The sequence below is a fragment of the Streptomyces sp. NPDC091282 genome, from assembly GCF_044757385.1.
Taxonomy (GTDB): Bacteria; Actinomycetota; Actinomycetes; order Streptomycetales; family Streptomycetaceae; genus Streptomyces; species Streptomyces gramineus.
Genome location: NZ_JBIVUX010000014.1, coordinates 64,843 through 79,277, shown reverse-complemented (window position 1 = coordinate 79,277; position 14,435 = coordinate 64,843). Strand labels below are relative to the sequence as shown.

The 14,435-nt window shown below is 71.6% G+C and carries 20 protein-coding genes; 11 read left to right on the top strand and 9 right to left on the bottom strand.

The genetic code is table 11. The features are described 5' to 3' along the window. Nucleotides 1-83: 83 nt before the first annotated feature. The 4 genes from ACIQOE_RS39895 to ACIQOE_RS39880 form a co-directional block, all read right to left on the bottom strand. Entirely contained in the window at nt 84-308 is a 225-nt protein-coding gene (locus tag ACIQOE_RS39895; RefSeq protein ID WP_365559458.1) for a hypothetical protein, read from the bottom strand. A 41-nt stretch (nt 309-349) separates the two neighbouring features. Then, a complete protein-coding gene (locus ACIQOE_RS39890; protein ID WP_401416986.1) occupies nt 350-1,435 on the bottom strand; it encodes a S1C family serine protease in 1,086 nt (361 codons plus the stop codon). A 390-nt stretch (nt 1,436-1,825) separates the two neighbouring features. Beyond that, a complete protein-coding gene (locus ACIQOE_RS39885; RefSeq protein WP_351328390.1) occupies nt 1,826-2,848 on the bottom strand; it encodes a LacI family DNA-binding transcriptional regulator in 1,023 nt (340 codons plus the stop codon). A 107-nt stretch (nt 2,849-2,955) separates the two neighbouring features. Then, nucleotides 2,956-3,744 carry a response regulator transcription factor gene (locus tag ACIQOE_RS39880; RefSeq protein WP_401416984.1) on the bottom strand — a complete coding sequence of 263 codons (789 nt, stop codon included), beginning with the start codon at nt 3,742-3,744 and terminating at the stop codon, nt 2,956-2,958. Nucleotides 3,745-3,923: 179 nt separating this feature from the next. Here ACIQOE_RS39880 and ACIQOE_RS39875 point away from each other — a divergent pair, with 179 nt between their 5' ends. From ACIQOE_RS39875 to ACIQOE_RS39840, 8 genes are all read left to right on the top strand, one after another. Further along, nucleotides 3,924-4,760 (top strand): alpha/beta fold hydrolase, encoded by an 837-nt coding sequence (locus tag ACIQOE_RS39875; protein ID WP_351328386.1) that lies wholly within the window; start codon nt 3,924-3,926, stop codon nt 4,758-4,760. A gap of 70 nt (nt 4,761-4,830) precedes the next feature. Then, complete coding sequence (locus ACIQOE_RS39870; protein WP_351328385.1) at nt 4,831-5,085, top strand: MoaD/ThiS family protein; 255 nt, start codon at nt 4,831-4,833, stop codon at nt 5,083-5,085. A 9-nt stretch (nt 5,086-5,094) separates the two neighbouring features. Continuing rightward, nucleotides 5,095-6,186: a hypothetical protein gene (locus tag ACIQOE_RS39865; RefSeq protein ID WP_401416981.1), complete on the top strand. Its 1,092-nt coding sequence runs from the start codon at nt 5,095-5,097 to the stop codon at nt 6,184-6,186. 113 nt (nt 6,187-6,299) lie between these two features. Next, complete coding sequence (locus tag ACIQOE_RS39860; protein ID WP_365559453.1) at nt 6,300-7,037, top strand: DUF2993 domain-containing protein; 738 nt, start codon at nt 6,300-6,302, stop codon at nt 7,035-7,037. Between the two features lie 204 nt (nt 7,038-7,241). Continuing rightward, entirely contained in the window at nt 7,242-7,322 is an 81-nt protein-coding gene (locus tag ACIQOE_RS39855) for an Ms5788A family Cys-rich leader peptide (RefSeq protein WP_350751515.1), read from the top strand. 120 nt (nt 7,323-7,442) lie between these two features. Next, complete coding sequence (locus ACIQOE_RS39850; RefSeq protein ID WP_401416978.1) at nt 7,443-8,282, top strand: sulfurtransferase; 840 nt, start codon at nt 7,443-7,445, stop codon at nt 8,280-8,282. A gap of 33 nt (nt 8,283-8,315) precedes the next feature. Next, nucleotides 8,316-8,603: a DUF1416 domain-containing protein gene (locus ACIQOE_RS39845; protein WP_003991226.1), complete on the top strand. Its 288-nt coding sequence runs from the start codon at nt 8,316-8,318 to the stop codon at nt 8,601-8,603. A 92-nt stretch (nt 8,604-8,695) separates the two neighbouring features. After that, complete coding sequence (locus tag ACIQOE_RS39840) at nt 8,696-8,959, top strand: DUF3099 domain-containing protein (RefSeq protein WP_351328377.1); 264 nt, start codon at nt 8,696-8,698, stop codon at nt 8,957-8,959. Nucleotides 8,960-8,977: 18 nt separating this feature from the next. Here the strand turns inward: ACIQOE_RS39840 and ACIQOE_RS39835 are convergent, their stop codons facing one another. Next, complete coding sequence (locus ACIQOE_RS39835; RefSeq protein ID WP_401416976.1) at nt 8,978-9,823, bottom strand: NAD(P)H-binding protein; 846 nt, start codon at nt 9,821-9,823, stop codon at nt 8,978-8,980. Between the two features lie 107 nt (nt 9,824-9,930). On the opposite strand from ACIQOE_RS39835, the gene ACIQOE_RS39830 reads away from it, so the two are divergent. Beyond that, on the top strand, nt 9,931-10,332 hold the full coding sequence (locus tag ACIQOE_RS39830) for a winged helix-turn-helix transcriptional regulator (RefSeq protein WP_401416974.1): 402 nt from the start codon (nt 9,931-9,933) through the stop codon (nt 10,330-10,332). A 29-nt stretch (nt 10,333-10,361) separates the two neighbouring features. On the opposite strand, the gene ACIQOE_RS39825 is transcribed toward ACIQOE_RS39830, so the two are convergent. Next, a complete protein-coding gene (locus ACIQOE_RS39825) occupies nt 10,362-10,724 on the bottom strand; it encodes a DsrE family protein (protein WP_046732507.1) in 363 nt (120 codons plus the stop codon). Between the two features lie 22 nt (nt 10,725-10,746). Then, nucleotides 10,747-11,121: a hypothetical protein gene (locus ACIQOE_RS39820; protein WP_362648338.1), complete on the bottom strand. Its 375-nt coding sequence runs from the start codon at nt 11,119-11,121 to the stop codon at nt 10,747-10,749. A gap of 176 nt (nt 11,122-11,297) precedes the next feature. Here ACIQOE_RS39820 and ACIQOE_RS39815 point away from each other — a divergent pair, with 176 nt between their 5' ends. Then, nucleotides 11,298-12,140, top strand: a complete 843-nt coding sequence (locus tag ACIQOE_RS39815) for a helix-turn-helix domain-containing protein (RefSeq protein WP_401416971.1) — start codon at nt 11,298-11,300, stop codon at nt 12,138-12,140. Then, nucleotides 12,122-12,331: a DUF397 domain-containing protein gene (locus ACIQOE_RS39810; RefSeq protein ID WP_401416969.1), complete on the top strand. Its 210-nt coding sequence runs from the start codon at nt 12,122-12,124 to the stop codon at nt 12,329-12,331. The genes ACIQOE_RS39815 and ACIQOE_RS39810 overlap by 19 nt, the downstream gene beginning before the upstream one ends. Here ACIQOE_RS39810 and ACIQOE_RS39805 read toward each other — a convergent pair. Then, the gene (locus ACIQOE_RS39805; protein WP_401416967.1) at nt 12,306-13,451 is read right to left on the bottom strand and encodes a serine hydrolase domain-containing protein; all 1,146 of its coding nucleotides are present in this window, start codon (nt 13,449-13,451) and stop codon (nt 12,306-12,308) included. The genes ACIQOE_RS39810 and ACIQOE_RS39805 overlap by 26 nt on opposite strands. Before the next feature lie 9 nt (nt 13,452-13,460). Next, on the bottom strand, nt 13,461-14,381 hold the full coding sequence (locus tag ACIQOE_RS39800; protein ID WP_401417020.1) for a LysR substrate-binding domain-containing protein: 921 nt from the start codon (nt 14,379-14,381) through the stop codon (nt 13,461-13,463). Between the last annotated feature and the right edge of the window lie 54 nt (nt 14,382-14,435).

Here is a 14,435-nt window from a genome sequence, read left to right as displayed (position 1 = left end):
GGTGGTCCTGGGCGGGGTGGGTGCTCCTCAGCCTCGCATGTTTCCGGGCTGTCGGGTATGCACGCCGGTGGGGTGGTACGCCCCTAACCGCGTACCAGGGTCATGCGGCTCAGCGGCACCTTGCGCTGGTGGGTGCGGGCCGCGGTGACGCGCAGGCCCATCAGCTCCGGGGCCGGCACGATCTCAGGGGCGCGCGGGGCCGGGGCCGGGGTCGCGCTCGGTGCGTTGAGTTCGTACGCCACCTCGAGGGCGAGGTCGAAGCCGGCCGGGTTGTCACCGCTCGAGTGGTGCATAACCTGCTTGATCATGACGTACTCCCTTGCGCTCGGTGTGCTGGTGGTGCCGTGCTTCAGCTGGTGGAGCCCGCCCGCAGCTTGGCCAGGTCGGACTTGACCGTGTTGATCGGGATGGCGAAGCCGAGGCCGACGCTGCCCGCGTCCGAGGAGGACGAGGAGGAGTCGGAACTGGCCGAGTACATGGCCGAGTTGATGCCGATGATGTTGCCGCCGGCGTCGATCAGCGCGCCGCCGGAGTTGCCGGGGTTCAGCGAGGCGTCGGTCTGGATCGCCTTGTAGGTCGTCGTGGACGAGCCCGTGTCGCCGTTGAACTGCCGGCCGCCGAAGGAGAACGGCCACTGGCCGTCGCCGCCGCCCTGGCTCTGCTGGTCCTGGCCCTCGTCGGTGGCGACGGTCACGTCGCGGTCGAGCGCGGAGACGATGCCGCTGGTGACGGTGCCGCTGAGGCCCTCGGGGGAGCCGATCGCGACGACCGTGTCACCGACCTGGACACCGTTGGAGTTGCCGAGGGTGGCGGTATGGAGGCCGGAGGCGCCCTGGAGCTTGACGAGGGCGAGGTCCTTGGCGCTGTCGGTGCCGACGACCTCGGCGGTGTAGGTCTTGCCGGTACTGGTCGTCGCCTTGATCGACTGGGCGCCGGAGATCACGTGGTTGTTGGTCACGATCTCGCCGTCGCCGCTGATGACGACGCCGGAGCCGGTGGAGGTGCCGTTGCTGAGGGTGGCGGTGATCTCCACGACGCTCGGGCTGACGGCCGCGGCGATGGTGGCGACGTCGCCCTTCTTGCTGGAGGGGACCACGCTGGTGGTGGTGGAGGAGGAGACGGTGTCGTTCTTGCCGGTCAGCTCCTGGAAGGCGTAGGCCGTGCCGCCGCCGACGGCCGCCGCGACGATCGCCACCGCGGCGAGCAGTGCTATCGGGCCCCGGGTCCGCTTCTGCTTGGCGTGGACCGAGTGCGTCTCCGTCTCCGTCCCCGGGGCGGTGGCCTGGGGCGTCGGCTGGTAGGCCGGCGGCGGGGGCCACTCCGGGTTCACGGGAGCGGAGGCGTGCTGCTGCTGGGGGTACGCGCCCTGGTAGGCGTCACCCTGGGGACCCTGGGGGTTCTCGTACTCGCCGCTGCGGCGGAGGCTCTCGGTCATGACATTTAGCTTGTCCCGTGACCATGAGAGCCACCTGAGGGCCCGCTGAGAACGCCGCGAGAACCGCGTTTGCCCGATATAAAGAACTTTCTCGCAGGTCGGGCCGGTCTCTCAGAAACCCTTCATGAGGGTCCGCAAGCGCCCGCGGCCCGGCGGGGGCCGTTCGCGCAGTTCCCCGCGCCCCTTCAGGGGCGCGGGGAACTGCGCAAGAAGCGTCCACCGGGCCGCAGCCGAACAGCTACCCGCAGCCCCCTGCTTTCAGGGGCGCGAGGAACTGCGCGACAAGCCCCCACCGGGCCGCAGCCGAACAGCTACCCGCAGCCGCAGCCCCCTGCTTTTAGGGGCGCGGGGAACTGCGCGACAAGCCCCCACCGGGCCGCAGCCGAACAGCTACCCGCAGCCGCAGGAGCCCCGTACCACCAACCGTGAGGGAAACGTCTTCAGCCGCTCCCGTCGCGACCCCGCCACCCGCAACCCGTCGTCGAGGACCAGATCCACCGCCGCCCGCGCCATCGCCGGGCGGTCCGACGCGATCGTCGTCAGGGGCGGATCCGCGAGCGCCGCCTCCTTGATGTCGTCGAAGCCGGCCACCGCCAGCTCTCCCGGCACCTCGATGCGCAGTTCGCGGGCCGCCCGCAGCACGCCGATCGCCTGGTCGTCGGTGGAGCAGAAGATGGCCGGCGGCCGGTCGGGGCCGGCCAGCAGCTCCAGGGCCACCCGGTACGCGTCGTACCGGTTGTACGGCGCCTCGAACAGCCGGCCCTCCGTGGGCAGGCCCGCTTCCTCCATGGCCCGCTTCCAGCCCTCCACGTGGTCGGAGACCGGGTCGCCGACGGCCGGGGTGTCGGCGGTGCCGCCCATGCAGGCCACGTACTCGTAGCCGTGCTCCAGCAGGTGCCGGACGGCGAGCTGGGCGCCGCCCAGGTCGTCCGTCACCACCGCCACGTCGTCGATCGCCTCCGGCCGCTCGTGCAGCAGCACCACCCGGGCGTCCCAGGCGTCTATCTCGGCGGCGGCCAGGTCGTTCAGCGCGTGCGAGACGAGGATGAGGCCCGAGACCCGCATGCCGAGGAACGCGCGCAGGTAGTGCACCTCGCGTTCGCCGACGTAGTCGGTGTTGCCGACCAGGACCATCTTCCCGCGCTCGGACGCGGCCTGTTCCACGGCGTGCGCCATCTCGCCGAAGAAGGGCTGGCGGGCGTCCGGGATGATGAGGCCTATGAGGTCCGTGCGCCGGGACGCCATCGCCTGGGCGACCCGGTCCGGCCGGTACCCCAGTTCCTTGATCGCGGCGAGAACGCGCTCGCGCGTGGCCGGTGCGACCGGCCGGGGTCCGTTGTTGATGACATAACTGACCACGGCGGTCGAAGTTCCCGCCAGCCGCGCCACATCATCCCGAGTCACCTTGGCCACGCGCGGAGTCTACGCGGATGGACCCGCTCTGGGCAGGGAAAACCGGAGCCCGGCTTGCGGAAGCAATGCCCCGTCCGGGCGGCGGTCATGCCGTCGCCCGACCGCCACTACGCCTCCGCCGGTACCTCTGCCGTGTCCACGGCCGCCGAAGCGTCCGCATCCTCCGGCTTTGGACCGTCCGCGCGCGCCCTGGCCCCGTCACCGACGCGCTCGCCCCGCTCGCCCTTCTCCGGGGTAACGAATCGATAACCGACGTTCCGGACGGTCCCGATCAAGGACTCGTGCTCGGGGCCGAGTTTCGCGCGCAGCCGTCGTACGTGCACGTCGACGGTCCGGGTGCCGCCGAAGTAGTCGTACCCCCAGACCTCCTGGAGGAGCTGTGCACGTGTGAACACCCGGCCGGGGTGCTGGGCGAGGTACTTGAGGAGCTCGAACTCCTTGAAGGTGAGGTCGAGGACCCGTCCCTTCAGCTTGGCGCTGTACGTCGCCTCGTCCACCGAGAGGTCGCCGTTGCGGATCTCCATCGGCGAGTCGTCGTTGACGATCTGCTGGCGGCCCATGGCGAGCCGCAGCCGGGCCTCGACCTCGGCCGGGCCCGCGGTGTCGAGGAGCACGTCGTCGATGCCCCAGTCGGCGGTGACGGCGGCGAGGCCGCCCTCGGTGACGACCAGGATCAGCGGACAGCCGGGTCCGGTCGACCGGAGCAGCTGGCAGAGGCTGCGGACCTGCGGGAGGTCGCGGCGGCCGTCGATGAGGATCACGTCGGCGCCCGGGGTGTCGACGAGGGCGGGGCCCTCGGCGGGGGCGACCCGCACGTTGTGCAGGAGCAGCCCGAGTGCGGGCAGTACTTCCGTCGACGGCTGGAGGGCGTTGGTCAGGAGCAGCAGAGAACTCATACGACTGGTTCCTCCTCGGTCCCTGCGAGGACTGTGTGCAATGACACTGCGCTGCGCTCCCGAGCCCCCGTACGTCCGCGGTCACCTGGTGTTTCCCGCTTCGTATACAGAGCTTCCGAAAGCACAAAAGGACCCGGTGGCGGCGCTGCCCGAGTCCTCTGCACAGCAGAATAGCCCACATGAACAACGGTCCGGCAGGTCATGTGGCACGTTCCGTCATTCGTCCGAACTGTGAGACGAGCAGAAGCGCCCCTATCCGGACGTTTCTGCGCACGGACGACGGGATTTCCATCGATTCCGTATACGATCCCGCCTCCGTTGTATACGACGGCTCCCGGCCACCCTCCCGTGACCTGGTGTTCGTCCTGGCCCACGGCTTCACCGGCGACGTGGACCGGCCGCATGTTCGACGGGTGGTGGCCGCGCTGAACCGGTTCGCCCCGGTGGTCAGCTTCTCCTTCCGGGGCCACGGCCGCTCGGGCGGCCGCACCACGGTCGGTGACCGCGAGGTCCTCGACCTGGCGGCGGCGGTGCGCTGGGCGCGCGGCCTCGGGCACGACCGGGTGGTGACCGTCGGCTTCTCGATGGGCGGCTCGGTGGTGCTGCGGCACGCGGCGCTGGACCCCGGTACGGACGCCGTGGTCTCCGTGTCGTCGCCCGCCCGCTGGTACTACCGCGGCACCGCCCCCATGCGCCGCGTGCACTGGCTGGTCACCCGGCCGGCGGGCCGGCTGGTCGGCCGCTACGGCTTCCGCACCCGTATCCACCACCGCGACTGGGACCCGGTGCCGCTCTCCCCGGTGCAGGCGGTGCCGCGGATCGCCCCCACGCCGCTGCTGATCGTGCACGGTGACAGCGACGGCTACTTCCCGGTCGACCACCCCCGGATGCTCGCCGACGCCGCGGGTGACGCCGCCGAACTCTGGCTGGAGCCCGGCATGGGGCACGCCGAACACGCCGCGGACGACCGGCTGCTCGCCAGGATCGGCGACTGGGCGGTGTCCCGGGCGGGCTAGCCTGAGCCTGTACAGCCACACAGCCGATCGAATGTTCCCATCGGTCACCGCCGAGTCTTCAAGGAAGCTGATGCCCAAGGTCACGGTGCGCTACTGGGCCGCCGCGAAGGCCGCGGCCGGCGTCGCCGAGGAGCCGTACGACGCGGACACCCTCGCCGAGGCGCTGGACGCGGTGCGTGCGCGACACCCCGGAGAACTCGCGCGCGTCCTGCGGCGATGCTCCTTCCTCGTCGACGGTGACCCCGCGGGGACGCGCGAGCATGAGACGGTACGGCTGGCCGAGGGCGGCACGGTCGAGGTGCTCCCGCCGTTCGCAGGAGGGTGAGCGAGACCGATGACCAACCAGCCGTACGAGGGCTACGACCCGTACCAGCAGCCTCCCGCCCAGCCGCAGTGGGGCTACGAGGAGCAGCAGTACGCCACGCAGCAGTGGCAGGGCCAGACCTGGGAGACGCAGACGCACGCGCCGGTGCAGGCGGCCCAGCAGCCGGCGGCGGAGACGGCGTACCTGCCCCAGTCGGCGTACCCGCCGGCCCAGCAGCCTCCGGCCCAGCAGCAGCCCGGCCACGTCCAGCAGCAGGCGCAGCAGCCGGTGCAGGCACCTCCCCCGGTTCCCGGGGCGGGTCCCGGCGAGTCCGGCAGCGGCTACGGTCCCGCCACCCTGGCCGGCAACGCGCGCGTCACCGACGCGCAGCGGGCCCGCCTGGAGGGCCGCTCGCCGATCATCGAGCCGGGGATGCAGCCCGCCCTGCTGACGGCCCTGCTGGGCCTGCTGCTGGCGGTGGCCGCGCCGGTCTCCCCGTACGTCCTGGCCCTCCCGCTGGTCGTCCTCCAGGCGGTGACGGCGGCGGGCTGGTTCCGGCTGAACGGCATGTGGCCGGCCCGGCAGGGCATCGCGCTGGCCTTCCTGGGCGCGCTGGCGGCGGACGCCGCGGTCCTGGTGGCCGGCCGTGACCAGGCGCCGGCGGCGATCCTGGGCCCGCTGGGCATCTGGGTCCTGCTCTCCCTGGTCCTCCAGCTCCGCTCGCACGCGGACCCCGACACCCGGATGTACGGCCTGATGGCCACGGTCGCCGCCTCCGCGCTGGCGATCATCGCGACCGGTTTCCTCGGCGCGGACCCGCACGCGGCGTCGGTGGGCGCGGCGGCGGTCGCGGTCGCGGTGGTGGCCCGTGCGCTGCCGCTGCCGACGGTCGCCTCGGTGGCCGTGTCGGTGCTGGCCGCGACCGGAGCGGGCATCGCGGTGGGCGGCATGACCGCGGTGGGCACCAAGGGCGCGCTGATCGGCGCCGGGGCCGCGGTGTGCGCGCTGGCCGGTCACCGTGCGGCGAGCTATGACTACCCGTCGCGGTTCGTCCACTTCACGGCGGGCGTGGCCCTGCCGCTGGCGGCGGCCGCGCCGGCGGTGTGGATCCTGGGGCGCTAGGTCGTGTCCGCCCCGCCTGTCACAGGTGTTCGACAATTTCCCGGTCGGCGGCCGTGGCGGGGTTAGCGTGAACCCCGCCGTTATCGAACGCCGACCCGGGGGACCCCATCACCATGCGAGCCCTGCGTATCTTCCTGATCGTCGTCGTCATTCTCGGCGTGCTCTTCGTGGTCGTGGACCGGGTGGCCGTGCACTTCGCCGAAGGTGAGGCCGCCGGCAAGCTGAAGACGACGGAGGGTCTGGCGAGCGACCCCGACGTCTCCATCAAGGGGTTCCCCTTCCTCACCCAGGTCGCCGGCGGCACGCTGGACGACGTGCAGGTCGGGATCAAGGACTACGACGCCAGCACCGGCACGGCGGGCAAGTCGATCCGGATCCAGGACCTGAAGGCCGACATGAAGGGCGTCACCTTCACCGGCGACTACAGCTCCGCCACCGCGCGGACCGCCACCGGCAGCGCGCTCATCTCCTACGCCGAGCTGCTGAAGAACGTGGACACCCAGCCCACCGACCTCGGTCTCGGGTTCACCGGCAGGGTCGTGAACCTCGCCGACGGCGGCAACGGCAAGATCAAGGTCACCCTCGACATCACCGTCCCCGGCGTGAACGCCCACCAGAAGGTGGACCTCGTCAGCACGGTCGCCGTCAAGGGCGACTCCGTGCAGGTGCACGCCGACAACCTGCCCAAGCTGGCCGGGGTCAGCCTGATCGAGGACCGGTTCCGGCAGGCGTCCGACTTCAAGCAGGCGATCGACAGGCTGCCCGGCGGCATCCGGCTGGACCGGGTGGAGGCGGCGGCCGACGGTGTGGAGATCGGCGTGAAGGGTTCGAACGTCCGGCTCGCCGGGTAGAAGGCGGCTCGGCGACGGCCGGCGGAACCTGTCCATTTGCCGAGACGGAGGCGTCCGTACCGTAGAAACGGCACCCACCGCGATGCGGCCGCCGCGGCCCGGTCACGCCTCCGGGCCGCTTTCCGTCCCACAATCCGGACGATCGTGTCTCATCATGCGACATGCCGGTGACATGCCCGGTCATCCGTCCCTACGATCGAGCCCATGAAGCGTCAGGCGGATCTCACGAAGCGGCGGGCAGTCGACCTGTGCCGCGTCGCCGCCATGCTCTGTCGCCCCTTCTGACGGTGGAGGCCGCTGCCTCCGCATCCCCCTGCCCTCCCTTGCCGAGGGACCCGTGCGCGCTTCCGCGCGCGCACCCCGCACTCGCACGCACCGCCGCACCTGCCCCGGAGGAGAAAGAGCATGAGCCGCAGCGACGTCCTGGTCGACGCCGACTGGGTCCAGGACAACCTGGACAACGCCGACATCGCGATCGTGGAGGTGGACGAGGACACCTCCGCCTACGAGAAGAACCACATCCGTGGCGCGATCCGCATCGACTGGACCAAGGACCTGCAGGACCCGGTCCGCCGCGACTTCATCGACCAGGAGGGCTTCGAGAAGCTCCTGTCGGCGAAGGGCATCGGCAACGACACCCTGGTGATCCTGTACGGCGGCAACAACAACTGGTTCGCGTCCTACGCCTACTGGTACTTCAAGCTCTACGGCCACGACAACGTCAAGCTCCTCGACGGCGGCCGCAAGAAGTGGGAGCTGGACGCCCGCGAGCTGGTCGACGAGGTCCCGGACCGCACCGAGACCACCTACACCGCCAAGCCGCAGAACACCGCGATCCGCGCCTTCCGCGACGACGTCGTGGCGGCCATCGGCACCCAGAACCTCGTCGACGTGCGGTCCCCCGACGAGTTCTCCGGCAAGCTGCTCGCCCCGGCCCACCTGCCGCAGGAGCAGTCCCAGCGTCCGGGCCACGTCCCGTCCGCCCGGAACATCCCGTGGTCGAAGAACGCCAACGACGACGGCACCTTCAAGTCGGACGACGAACTCAAGGAGCTGTACGCCGACGAGCAGGTGGACCTCGCCAAGGACACCATCGCCTACTGCCGCATCGGCGAGCGCTCGGCGCTGACCTGGTTCGTCCTGCACGAGCTGCTCGGTGTCGAGAACGTCAAGAACTACGACGGCTCCTGGACCGAGTACGGCAGCCTCGTCGGCGTCCCGATCGAGCTCGGCGCCGCCAAGTAAGCCCCGACCTTTCAAGACCTCTGGAGTTTCGGTATGTGTGGAGCGAAGGCCGGCGGCCCGGACGCCTCGACGATCAAGCCCGGTGAGACCACGATCCAGGGGCAGGTGACGAAGGACGGCGAGCCCGTCGTCGGCTACGTCCGCCTGCTCGACTCGACTGGCGAGTTCACCGCGGAGGTCCCGACCTCCGCCACCGGACAGTTCCGCTTCTACGCGGCGGAGGGCACCTGGACCGTCCGCGCCCTCGTTCCCGGCGCCACCGCCGACCGCACGGTCGTCGCCCAGCAGGGCGGCCTGGCCGAGGTCGCGATCGCGGTCTGACCTGCCGGACGGACACGAGGGCCGCACCTTCGGGCCGAAGACCCGGGGTGCGGCCCTTCGCCGTGTCCGCCCGCCCGTCCTACCCTGGATGCATGCTGGCCCGGCGGCGTCGCGTCTACTTCGTCATGATGGGGATCTGCATCGGTCTCTTCGTCCTGGCCTGGGGCGTCGTGCGCATCTGGTCCGTCCCGGCCGCCGTGGGGATGTGCGTGGTGGCCATGGTCATCCCGCCCGTCGCCGCGATGGTCGCGAACCGCCGCGGCCCGGACGACCGCTGGTGGGACGACCCGTCCGGCGATCCCAAGTCCGACGAGTGGTGGGACGAGCTGGACGGCAAGAAACGCCCCCGGTCCTGAGTCCCGCCCCGCCGCGGCCTACCGGAACGCCCCGGCGTTGCGCCGCGCCCACGCGGCGAAGGTCCCGGGCGCACGGCCGAGCACGTCCTCGACGTCCGGGCTGAGCCGCAGCTCGCCCGCGGTCGGCTCGCCGAGCACCGCGAGCGTCGTCTCCACCACCGCCTCCGGCATGAAGGCGGTCATCCGGGCGCGCGCCGCGTCCCGGGTCAGCTCCACGAACCGCACCGGCTCGCCGAGGGCCGCACCGATGGCCGCCGCCTGCTGCCGGGGCGTGACGGCCGCGGGCCCGTTCAACTCGTACGTCCGGCCGTTGTGTTCGTCCTTGCGCAGCGCCACCGCGGCGACCTCCGCGAGGTCCGCCGGGTCGACCACCGGAATCCCGACGTCACCGAACGGCGCGGCCACGGTCCGCTCGGCGCGCACCGACCCGGCCCACGCGAAGGCGTTGGACGCGAAGCCGCCCGCCCGCAGCACCGTCCAGGCCAGGCCCGACCCGCGCACCGCGTCCTCGACCGCCCGCATCGCTCCGCCGTGCGAGGGCGACTCCGGCCTGGTCGCCACGGCCTGCGAGGAGAGCAGCACCACCCGCGCCACTCCGGCGTCCCGGGCCACCGCCAGCACGGCCCGCGCGTCGAGCCCGTGCCCGCCGGTGCCGCCGTCGTGCAGGAACAGCGCACCGGCGCCGTCGAGCGCGGTCCGCAGGCTCTCCGGCTCGGCCAGATCGGCCCGCACCCGCACGACCCCGTCCGGCAGGTCCGCCGGAGCGATCCCCCGGGACACCGCCGTTACCCGTTCCCCGGCCGCGGCCAGGGCCGCCACCAGCGGCCGGCCCACGTTCCCGGTCGCACCCGTCACCACGATCATGTCCAACTCCCGTATTTTCCGGTGGTCTTCCGCGACGACGGTGACGCTAGCAGCGTCGGTATAGTAGGTACCCAGAGGAAAGTGACTATCTCCGAGGGGTGTGGCTCATGACGGCCGAGACCCGGCGCTCCGCGCCCGACGCCCTGTCCGACCCCGAGCTGGCCTGCCCGGTCTCCCCGGTCGTGGACATCGTGTTCAGCCGGTGGACCACGCCGATCCTCTGGTCCCTGCACACCTTCGGCCGCCAGCGGTTCGTCCGGCTGGAGCGGCGGATCAAGGGCATCACGCCGAAGGTGCTCACCCAGCGGCTGCGCCAGCTGGAACGGGACGGGCTGGTCGTCCGCACCTATCACCCCGAGGTGCCGCCGCGCGTCGAGTACGAGATCAGCGACCTCGGCGCCACCCTCGCCCCGCTCTTCGCGCACCTCGCCGACTGGTCCGCCGGCCACCTCGACCACGTCGAGGCGGCCCGGCGGCGGTACGACGACGCGGGATCCCCGCGCCCCTGAGGCGCCCGCGGTCCTGAACCGGACGCGGCCTAGTAGACGAGCGCCTGCGTCCCCTCGGCCATCGCCTCCTGCACGAAGACCTGCGCACCCGCGATCCGCACGCCCTCGATGACGTCCTTCTCCGTGATGTCCCGGCGTGCCGCGCACTGCGTGCAGAGCGTGAGCGTGCCGCCCGCCAGGATCGAGTCGACCAGGTCCGGCAGCGGAGCGGCGTGCGGCAGCTCGAACTCGGCGGCCCGCCCCGGCAGCGCGAACCACGCGGACTCCCCGGTCAGCCACATCGACACCTCGACGCCACTGGCGACGGCCACCGCCGCCACCGTGAACGCCTGCGAGCACCGCTCCGGGGCGTCCGCCCCGGCCGTCACCTTGATCACGAGCTTCTTCGCCATGCGTGCAGGGTAATCGGCCGCGTCACGGCTGGTGCTCCGCGCGCTGGTGCTGCCGCAGCAGCACGTTCGCGTCGGTGGCCGCGCTGTGGTCGAACGTGACCAGCGCGGCCTCCCTGCGGTCACCGAGCTGCGCGCACGCGGCGCAGCCGGGAACGGGCCGGGGCGGCCGGCTCAGGTCGTCGGTCCCCGACGGCACGCCCCACGTACTGCGGTCGTTCGCCGCGCGCACCCCGGCGCTGAGCCGTTCTCTGTCGGTGGCGGGGCGCAGTGCCGCCGGGTCGGCCTGCCACTCCCTGCCGCCGCCGACGGGCCGCAGCATCGCGTACGGCCCCGACCGGTCCCGGTACTCGCCGACCTGGTCGGTGGCGGTGTCGTAGAACAGCGTTCCGGGCTCCATGGCATTTGCTCCTTTCGTCCAACATCTATACGAAATGCGCCAGTTGGACTACTCTGGGTATCGAGGCTGCTACGAGCATGGCCCGGAGGTGGGGTAGGCACGCCGATGGCGAGCGGTTCTTCCCCGTCTGGCGGCGCTAATTCCACAAATTCCATGGCGTACCAGGGAGGGGTGCGGTGCCGCAGAGGCGGGTGGTGACGGGACGCAGTCAGGAGCCCAGGCAACGGTTCGCGGAGGAGTTACGGCACCTGCGTGCGGAGAAGGCGGTGAGCCTGCGGGAGCTGGCGGAGGAACTGGGCTGGGACGCCTCCAACTTCGGCAAGATGGAGAGCGGACGGAGCCTCGGGAGCCCCGAGATCGTCGAGGCGCTCGACCAGTACTACGGGACGCCGGGGCTGCTGCTGGCCCTGTGGGAACTGGCGGTCGGCGACCCGTCCCAGTTCAAGGAGCAGTACCGGCGGTACATGATGCTGGAGGCCGAGGCGGTGGCTTTGTGGCAGTACTCCGTGAGCATGCCACCCGGGCTGCTGCAGACGCCCGGATGTGTCCGTGAAGCGCTGATGGCAGGCGGTCTCAAGGACGAGGAACTGGAGCAACAGGTCGGCGCACGCATGGGGCGGCAGAGCGTGCTGGACGGCGATGATCCGCCGCCGTTCCGCGTCATTCTCGGCGAAGCGGTGCTGCGTAACTCGCTGCGCGACCGGCAGGGTTGGCGACACCAGCTGGAGCATCTGGTGGAGGTGGCCGGACGGCCCAACATCAGCCTTCACGTGCTGCCGTTCGGCACCGGACTGCACGGCCTGGTGAACACCGACGCGATGTTTCTCCGACTGGCGGACGGCCGCACGGTGGTCTACGCGGAAAACGACGTACGGGGCGAACTGGTCGAAGAAACAAGCAGGGTTGAACGCCTGCATCGCACCTATGATGCGGTACGTGACCTGGCGCTGAGCCCGGCCGAGTCGCGGACGTTCATATTGCGGATGTTGGAGGAACTGCCGTGCGAGCCATCGACCTGAGCAGCGTGACATGGCGCAAGAGCAGCCACAGCAACACCGACGGCGGCAACTGCCTCGAAGTCGCCCCCGGCCTCCCCTCCCTCGTCCCCGTCCGTGACAGCAAGGACCCCGATCGCGGGGCACTTGTCTTCGGGGCGTCCGCCTGGTCGGCCTTCGTCGGCGGAGTCACCCGCACAGCGCGTGGTCGATGAGGGCGCTCGCCGCGTTCTCCTGGGCCAGGATGTGGTCCGGGGTGTCGCCGCGGGCCTCGGACATGGAGACCACCGCGCTGCGCCCACCGTCGCCGGTGACGCCGTTGAGGGTGATGTAGCCGCCGTCCCCGCCCTCGTGGCTCCAGTAGCTCCCGCCGCAGCTCAGCGGGCGTTCGACCAGGCCGAGTCCGTATCGGCCGCCGGGCCACAGCTGTTGGACCTCCGCGTTCACGGGAACCGTCCGCTTCATCTCGGCCAGCTGGCGTGCCGGGAGCAGACGGCCCGCGAGCAGCGCGCGGAGGAGACGGTTCTCGTCGCGGGTGGTCGTGACCCAGGAGAGGTTCTCGGGGTCCACCGGGATCTGGTCGGTGACGTCGACCCGGGAGCCGGGGCCGAAGTACTGGTAGGCCTGGGCGTGCGGCCGGGGAAGCGCCGGCGAGGTGCCCAGCCACCGGGTCCGGTCGAGGCCGAGCGGGCGCAGGACGCGGTCCTCGATCTGCTGGTGGGCGGGATGGCCGGTGACCTCCTGGACGATCAGGGCCAGCAGGACGTACCCGGTGTTGGAGTACGCCCAGCCCTCGCCGGGCGGGAAGTCCGGTGCGTGGGCCATCGCACGAGCGACGAGCTGCCGGAGGCCGTGGACGTCGTGGCGCTGCTGGTAGTACTCCTCCGGCGTGGTGTATCCGGGCAGGTCGTCGTGGATGCCGCTGGTGTGCTGGAGGAGTTGGCGGACGGTGATCCGGCGGCCGTCGTTGCCGTTCCCCCGTACGACGTGCGGCAGCCAGTGGTCGACCGTGTCGTCCAGGGACAGCCTGCCCTCGGCCTCCAGCTGGAGGACCACGGTGGCGACCAGTGTCTTGGCCGTGCTGGCCATGCGGAAGTAGCCGTCGGCGGGGACGGGACGTCCGGTGTCCAGGTCGGCGGTGCCGCTGGTGGCGACCGACTGCCGGCCGTCGGGCGCGATCACGCGGGCCTGCACACCGCTGACGCCGAGGGCGTGGATCGCGTCGGCGTCCCGCCGCAGGGAGTACCTGGGAGATGCGGCGGCGGCCACCCCGGAGGAGAGCAGGGTGGCGGTACCGAGGGCCAGTGCGAGGAGCCTTCGCGGAGTCGACATCATGGCCGAACGCTATTTTCGCCCCGGCCAGGGCGCGATCCGGTCCGCCCCAGGATCAGGGCGGGGGATATCCCCCAGGTCCTGGTCGCGGTAGGCGTCGACCGCCACCTGGACGAACGGCCGTAGCAGGGGATTGGTGTCTCCCGCGGCCCATGCCACCACCACCCGGCTGGGCCGCATGTCCACGACCGGTACCGTCACCAGCCCCGCGCCCGGCTCGTGGCCGGTCGTCGTCATGCCCACCGTGCCGTTCCACAGGACCGCCTGCCGGCACTCCTGGACCGCCCGCACCACCGGTCCCTCCCGTGCCGTCCCGCCGTTCCAGTACGCCTGCCAGCGGCCGTCCGTGCCCGCCGGGAACCGGAACCACTGCCGGTCCGCGAGGTCGGCCAGCGTCAGGCTCGTCCGGCGGGCCAGCGGATCGTCGGCGCGGAGCAGCGCACCCACCGGATCGGCGCGCAACTCCCGCACCACCAGGCCGGTTTCGTCGAAGGGCGCACGGGTCAGCGCGACGTCCACGAGCCCGGCGCGCAGTCCGCAGGTGGGGTCGGTGAGGTCGGTCTCGCGGATGCGGACGGCGACGCCCGGGTGACGGTCGCGGTAGGCGCGGGCCAGCCGCCGCACACCGGGATCCGTGCTGTCGCCGAGGAGGCCGACGGTGAGCGTGGCGGCACCGGCCGCCGTGGCGACCCGTACGCGAAGCGTCTCCGCCCGGTCGAGGAGGGCACGGGCCTCGTCGAGCAGCACGGCGCCGACGGCGGTGAGGGTGACACCGGCCGGGGACCGCTCGAAGAGCGCCGCTCCGATCTCCGTCTCCAGCCCCTTGACCGCGCGGCTCAGCGGCGGCTGGCTCATGTGGAGCCGTGCGGCGGCCCGGCCGAAGTGGAGTTCCTCGGCGACGGCCACGAAATAGCGCAGCGTCCGCAGCTCGATCCGCTCCATACGGCCACGATACCGATCGGGTATCGGGGCGGCGGAACAGGTCTT

Bases quoted from the DNA above. Each gene is read 5' to 3' on its own strand.
- ACIQOE_RS39825 (WP_046732507.1), bottom strand. From the start codon at position 10,724: ATGGCGAAGAAGCTCGTGATCAAGGTGACGGCCGGGGCGGACGCCCCG.
- ACIQOE_RS39845 (WP_003991226.1), top strand. From the start codon at position 8,316: ATGTGTGGAGCGAAGGCCGGCGGCCCGGACGCCTCGACGATCAAGCCC.
- ACIQOE_RS39880 (WP_401416984.1), bottom strand. From the start codon at position 3,744: ATGAGTTCTCTGCTGCTCCTGACCAACGCCCTCCAGCCGTCGACGGAA.
- ACIQOE_RS39835 (WP_401416976.1), bottom strand. From the start codon at position 9,823: ATGATCGTGGTGACGGGTGCGACCGGGAACGTGGGCCGGCCGCTGGTG.
- ACIQOE_RS39895 (WP_365559458.1), bottom strand. From the start codon at position 308: ATGATCAAGCAGGTTATGCACCACTCGAGCGGTGACAACCCGGCCGGC.
- ACIQOE_RS39830 (WP_401416974.1), top strand. From the start codon at position 9,931: ATGACGGCCGAGACCCGGCGCTCCGCGCCCGACGCCCTGTCCGACCCC.
- ACIQOE_RS39855 (WP_350751515.1), top strand. From the start codon at position 7,242: ATGAAGCGTCAGGCGGATCTCACGAAGCGGCGGGCAGTCGACCTGTGC.
- ACIQOE_RS39860 (WP_365559453.1), top strand. From the start codon at position 6,300: ATGCGAGCCCTGCGTATCTTCCTGATCGTCGTCGTCATTCTCGGCGTG.
- ACIQOE_RS39870 (WP_351328385.1), top strand. From the start codon at position 4,831: ATGCCCAAGGTCACGGTGCGCTACTGGGCCGCCGCGAAGGCCGCGGCC.
- ACIQOE_RS39875 (WP_351328386.1), top strand. From the start codon at position 3,924: ATGAACAACGGTCCGGCAGGTCATGTGGCACGTTCCGTCATTCGTCCG.
- ACIQOE_RS39865 (WP_401416981.1), top strand. From the start codon at position 5,095: ATGACCAACCAGCCGTACGAGGGCTACGACCCGTACCAGCAGCCTCCC.
- ACIQOE_RS39890 (WP_401416986.1), bottom strand. From the start codon at position 1,435: ATGACCGAGAGCCTCCGCCGCAGCGGCGAGTACGAGAACCCCCAGGGT.
- ACIQOE_RS39805 (WP_401416967.1), bottom strand. From the start codon at position 13,451: ATGATGTCGACTCCGCGAAGGCTCCTCGCACTGGCCCTCGGTACCGCC.
- ACIQOE_RS39840 (WP_351328377.1), top strand. From the start codon at position 8,696: ATGCTGGCCCGGCGGCGTCGCGTCTACTTCGTCATGATGGGGATCTGC.
- ACIQOE_RS39820 (WP_362648338.1), bottom strand. From the start codon at position 11,121: ATGGAGCCCGGAACGCTGTTCTACGACACCGCCACCGACCAGGTCGGC.
- ACIQOE_RS39850 (WP_401416978.1), top strand. From the start codon at position 7,443: ATGAGCCGCAGCGACGTCCTGGTCGACGCCGACTGGGTCCAGGACAAC.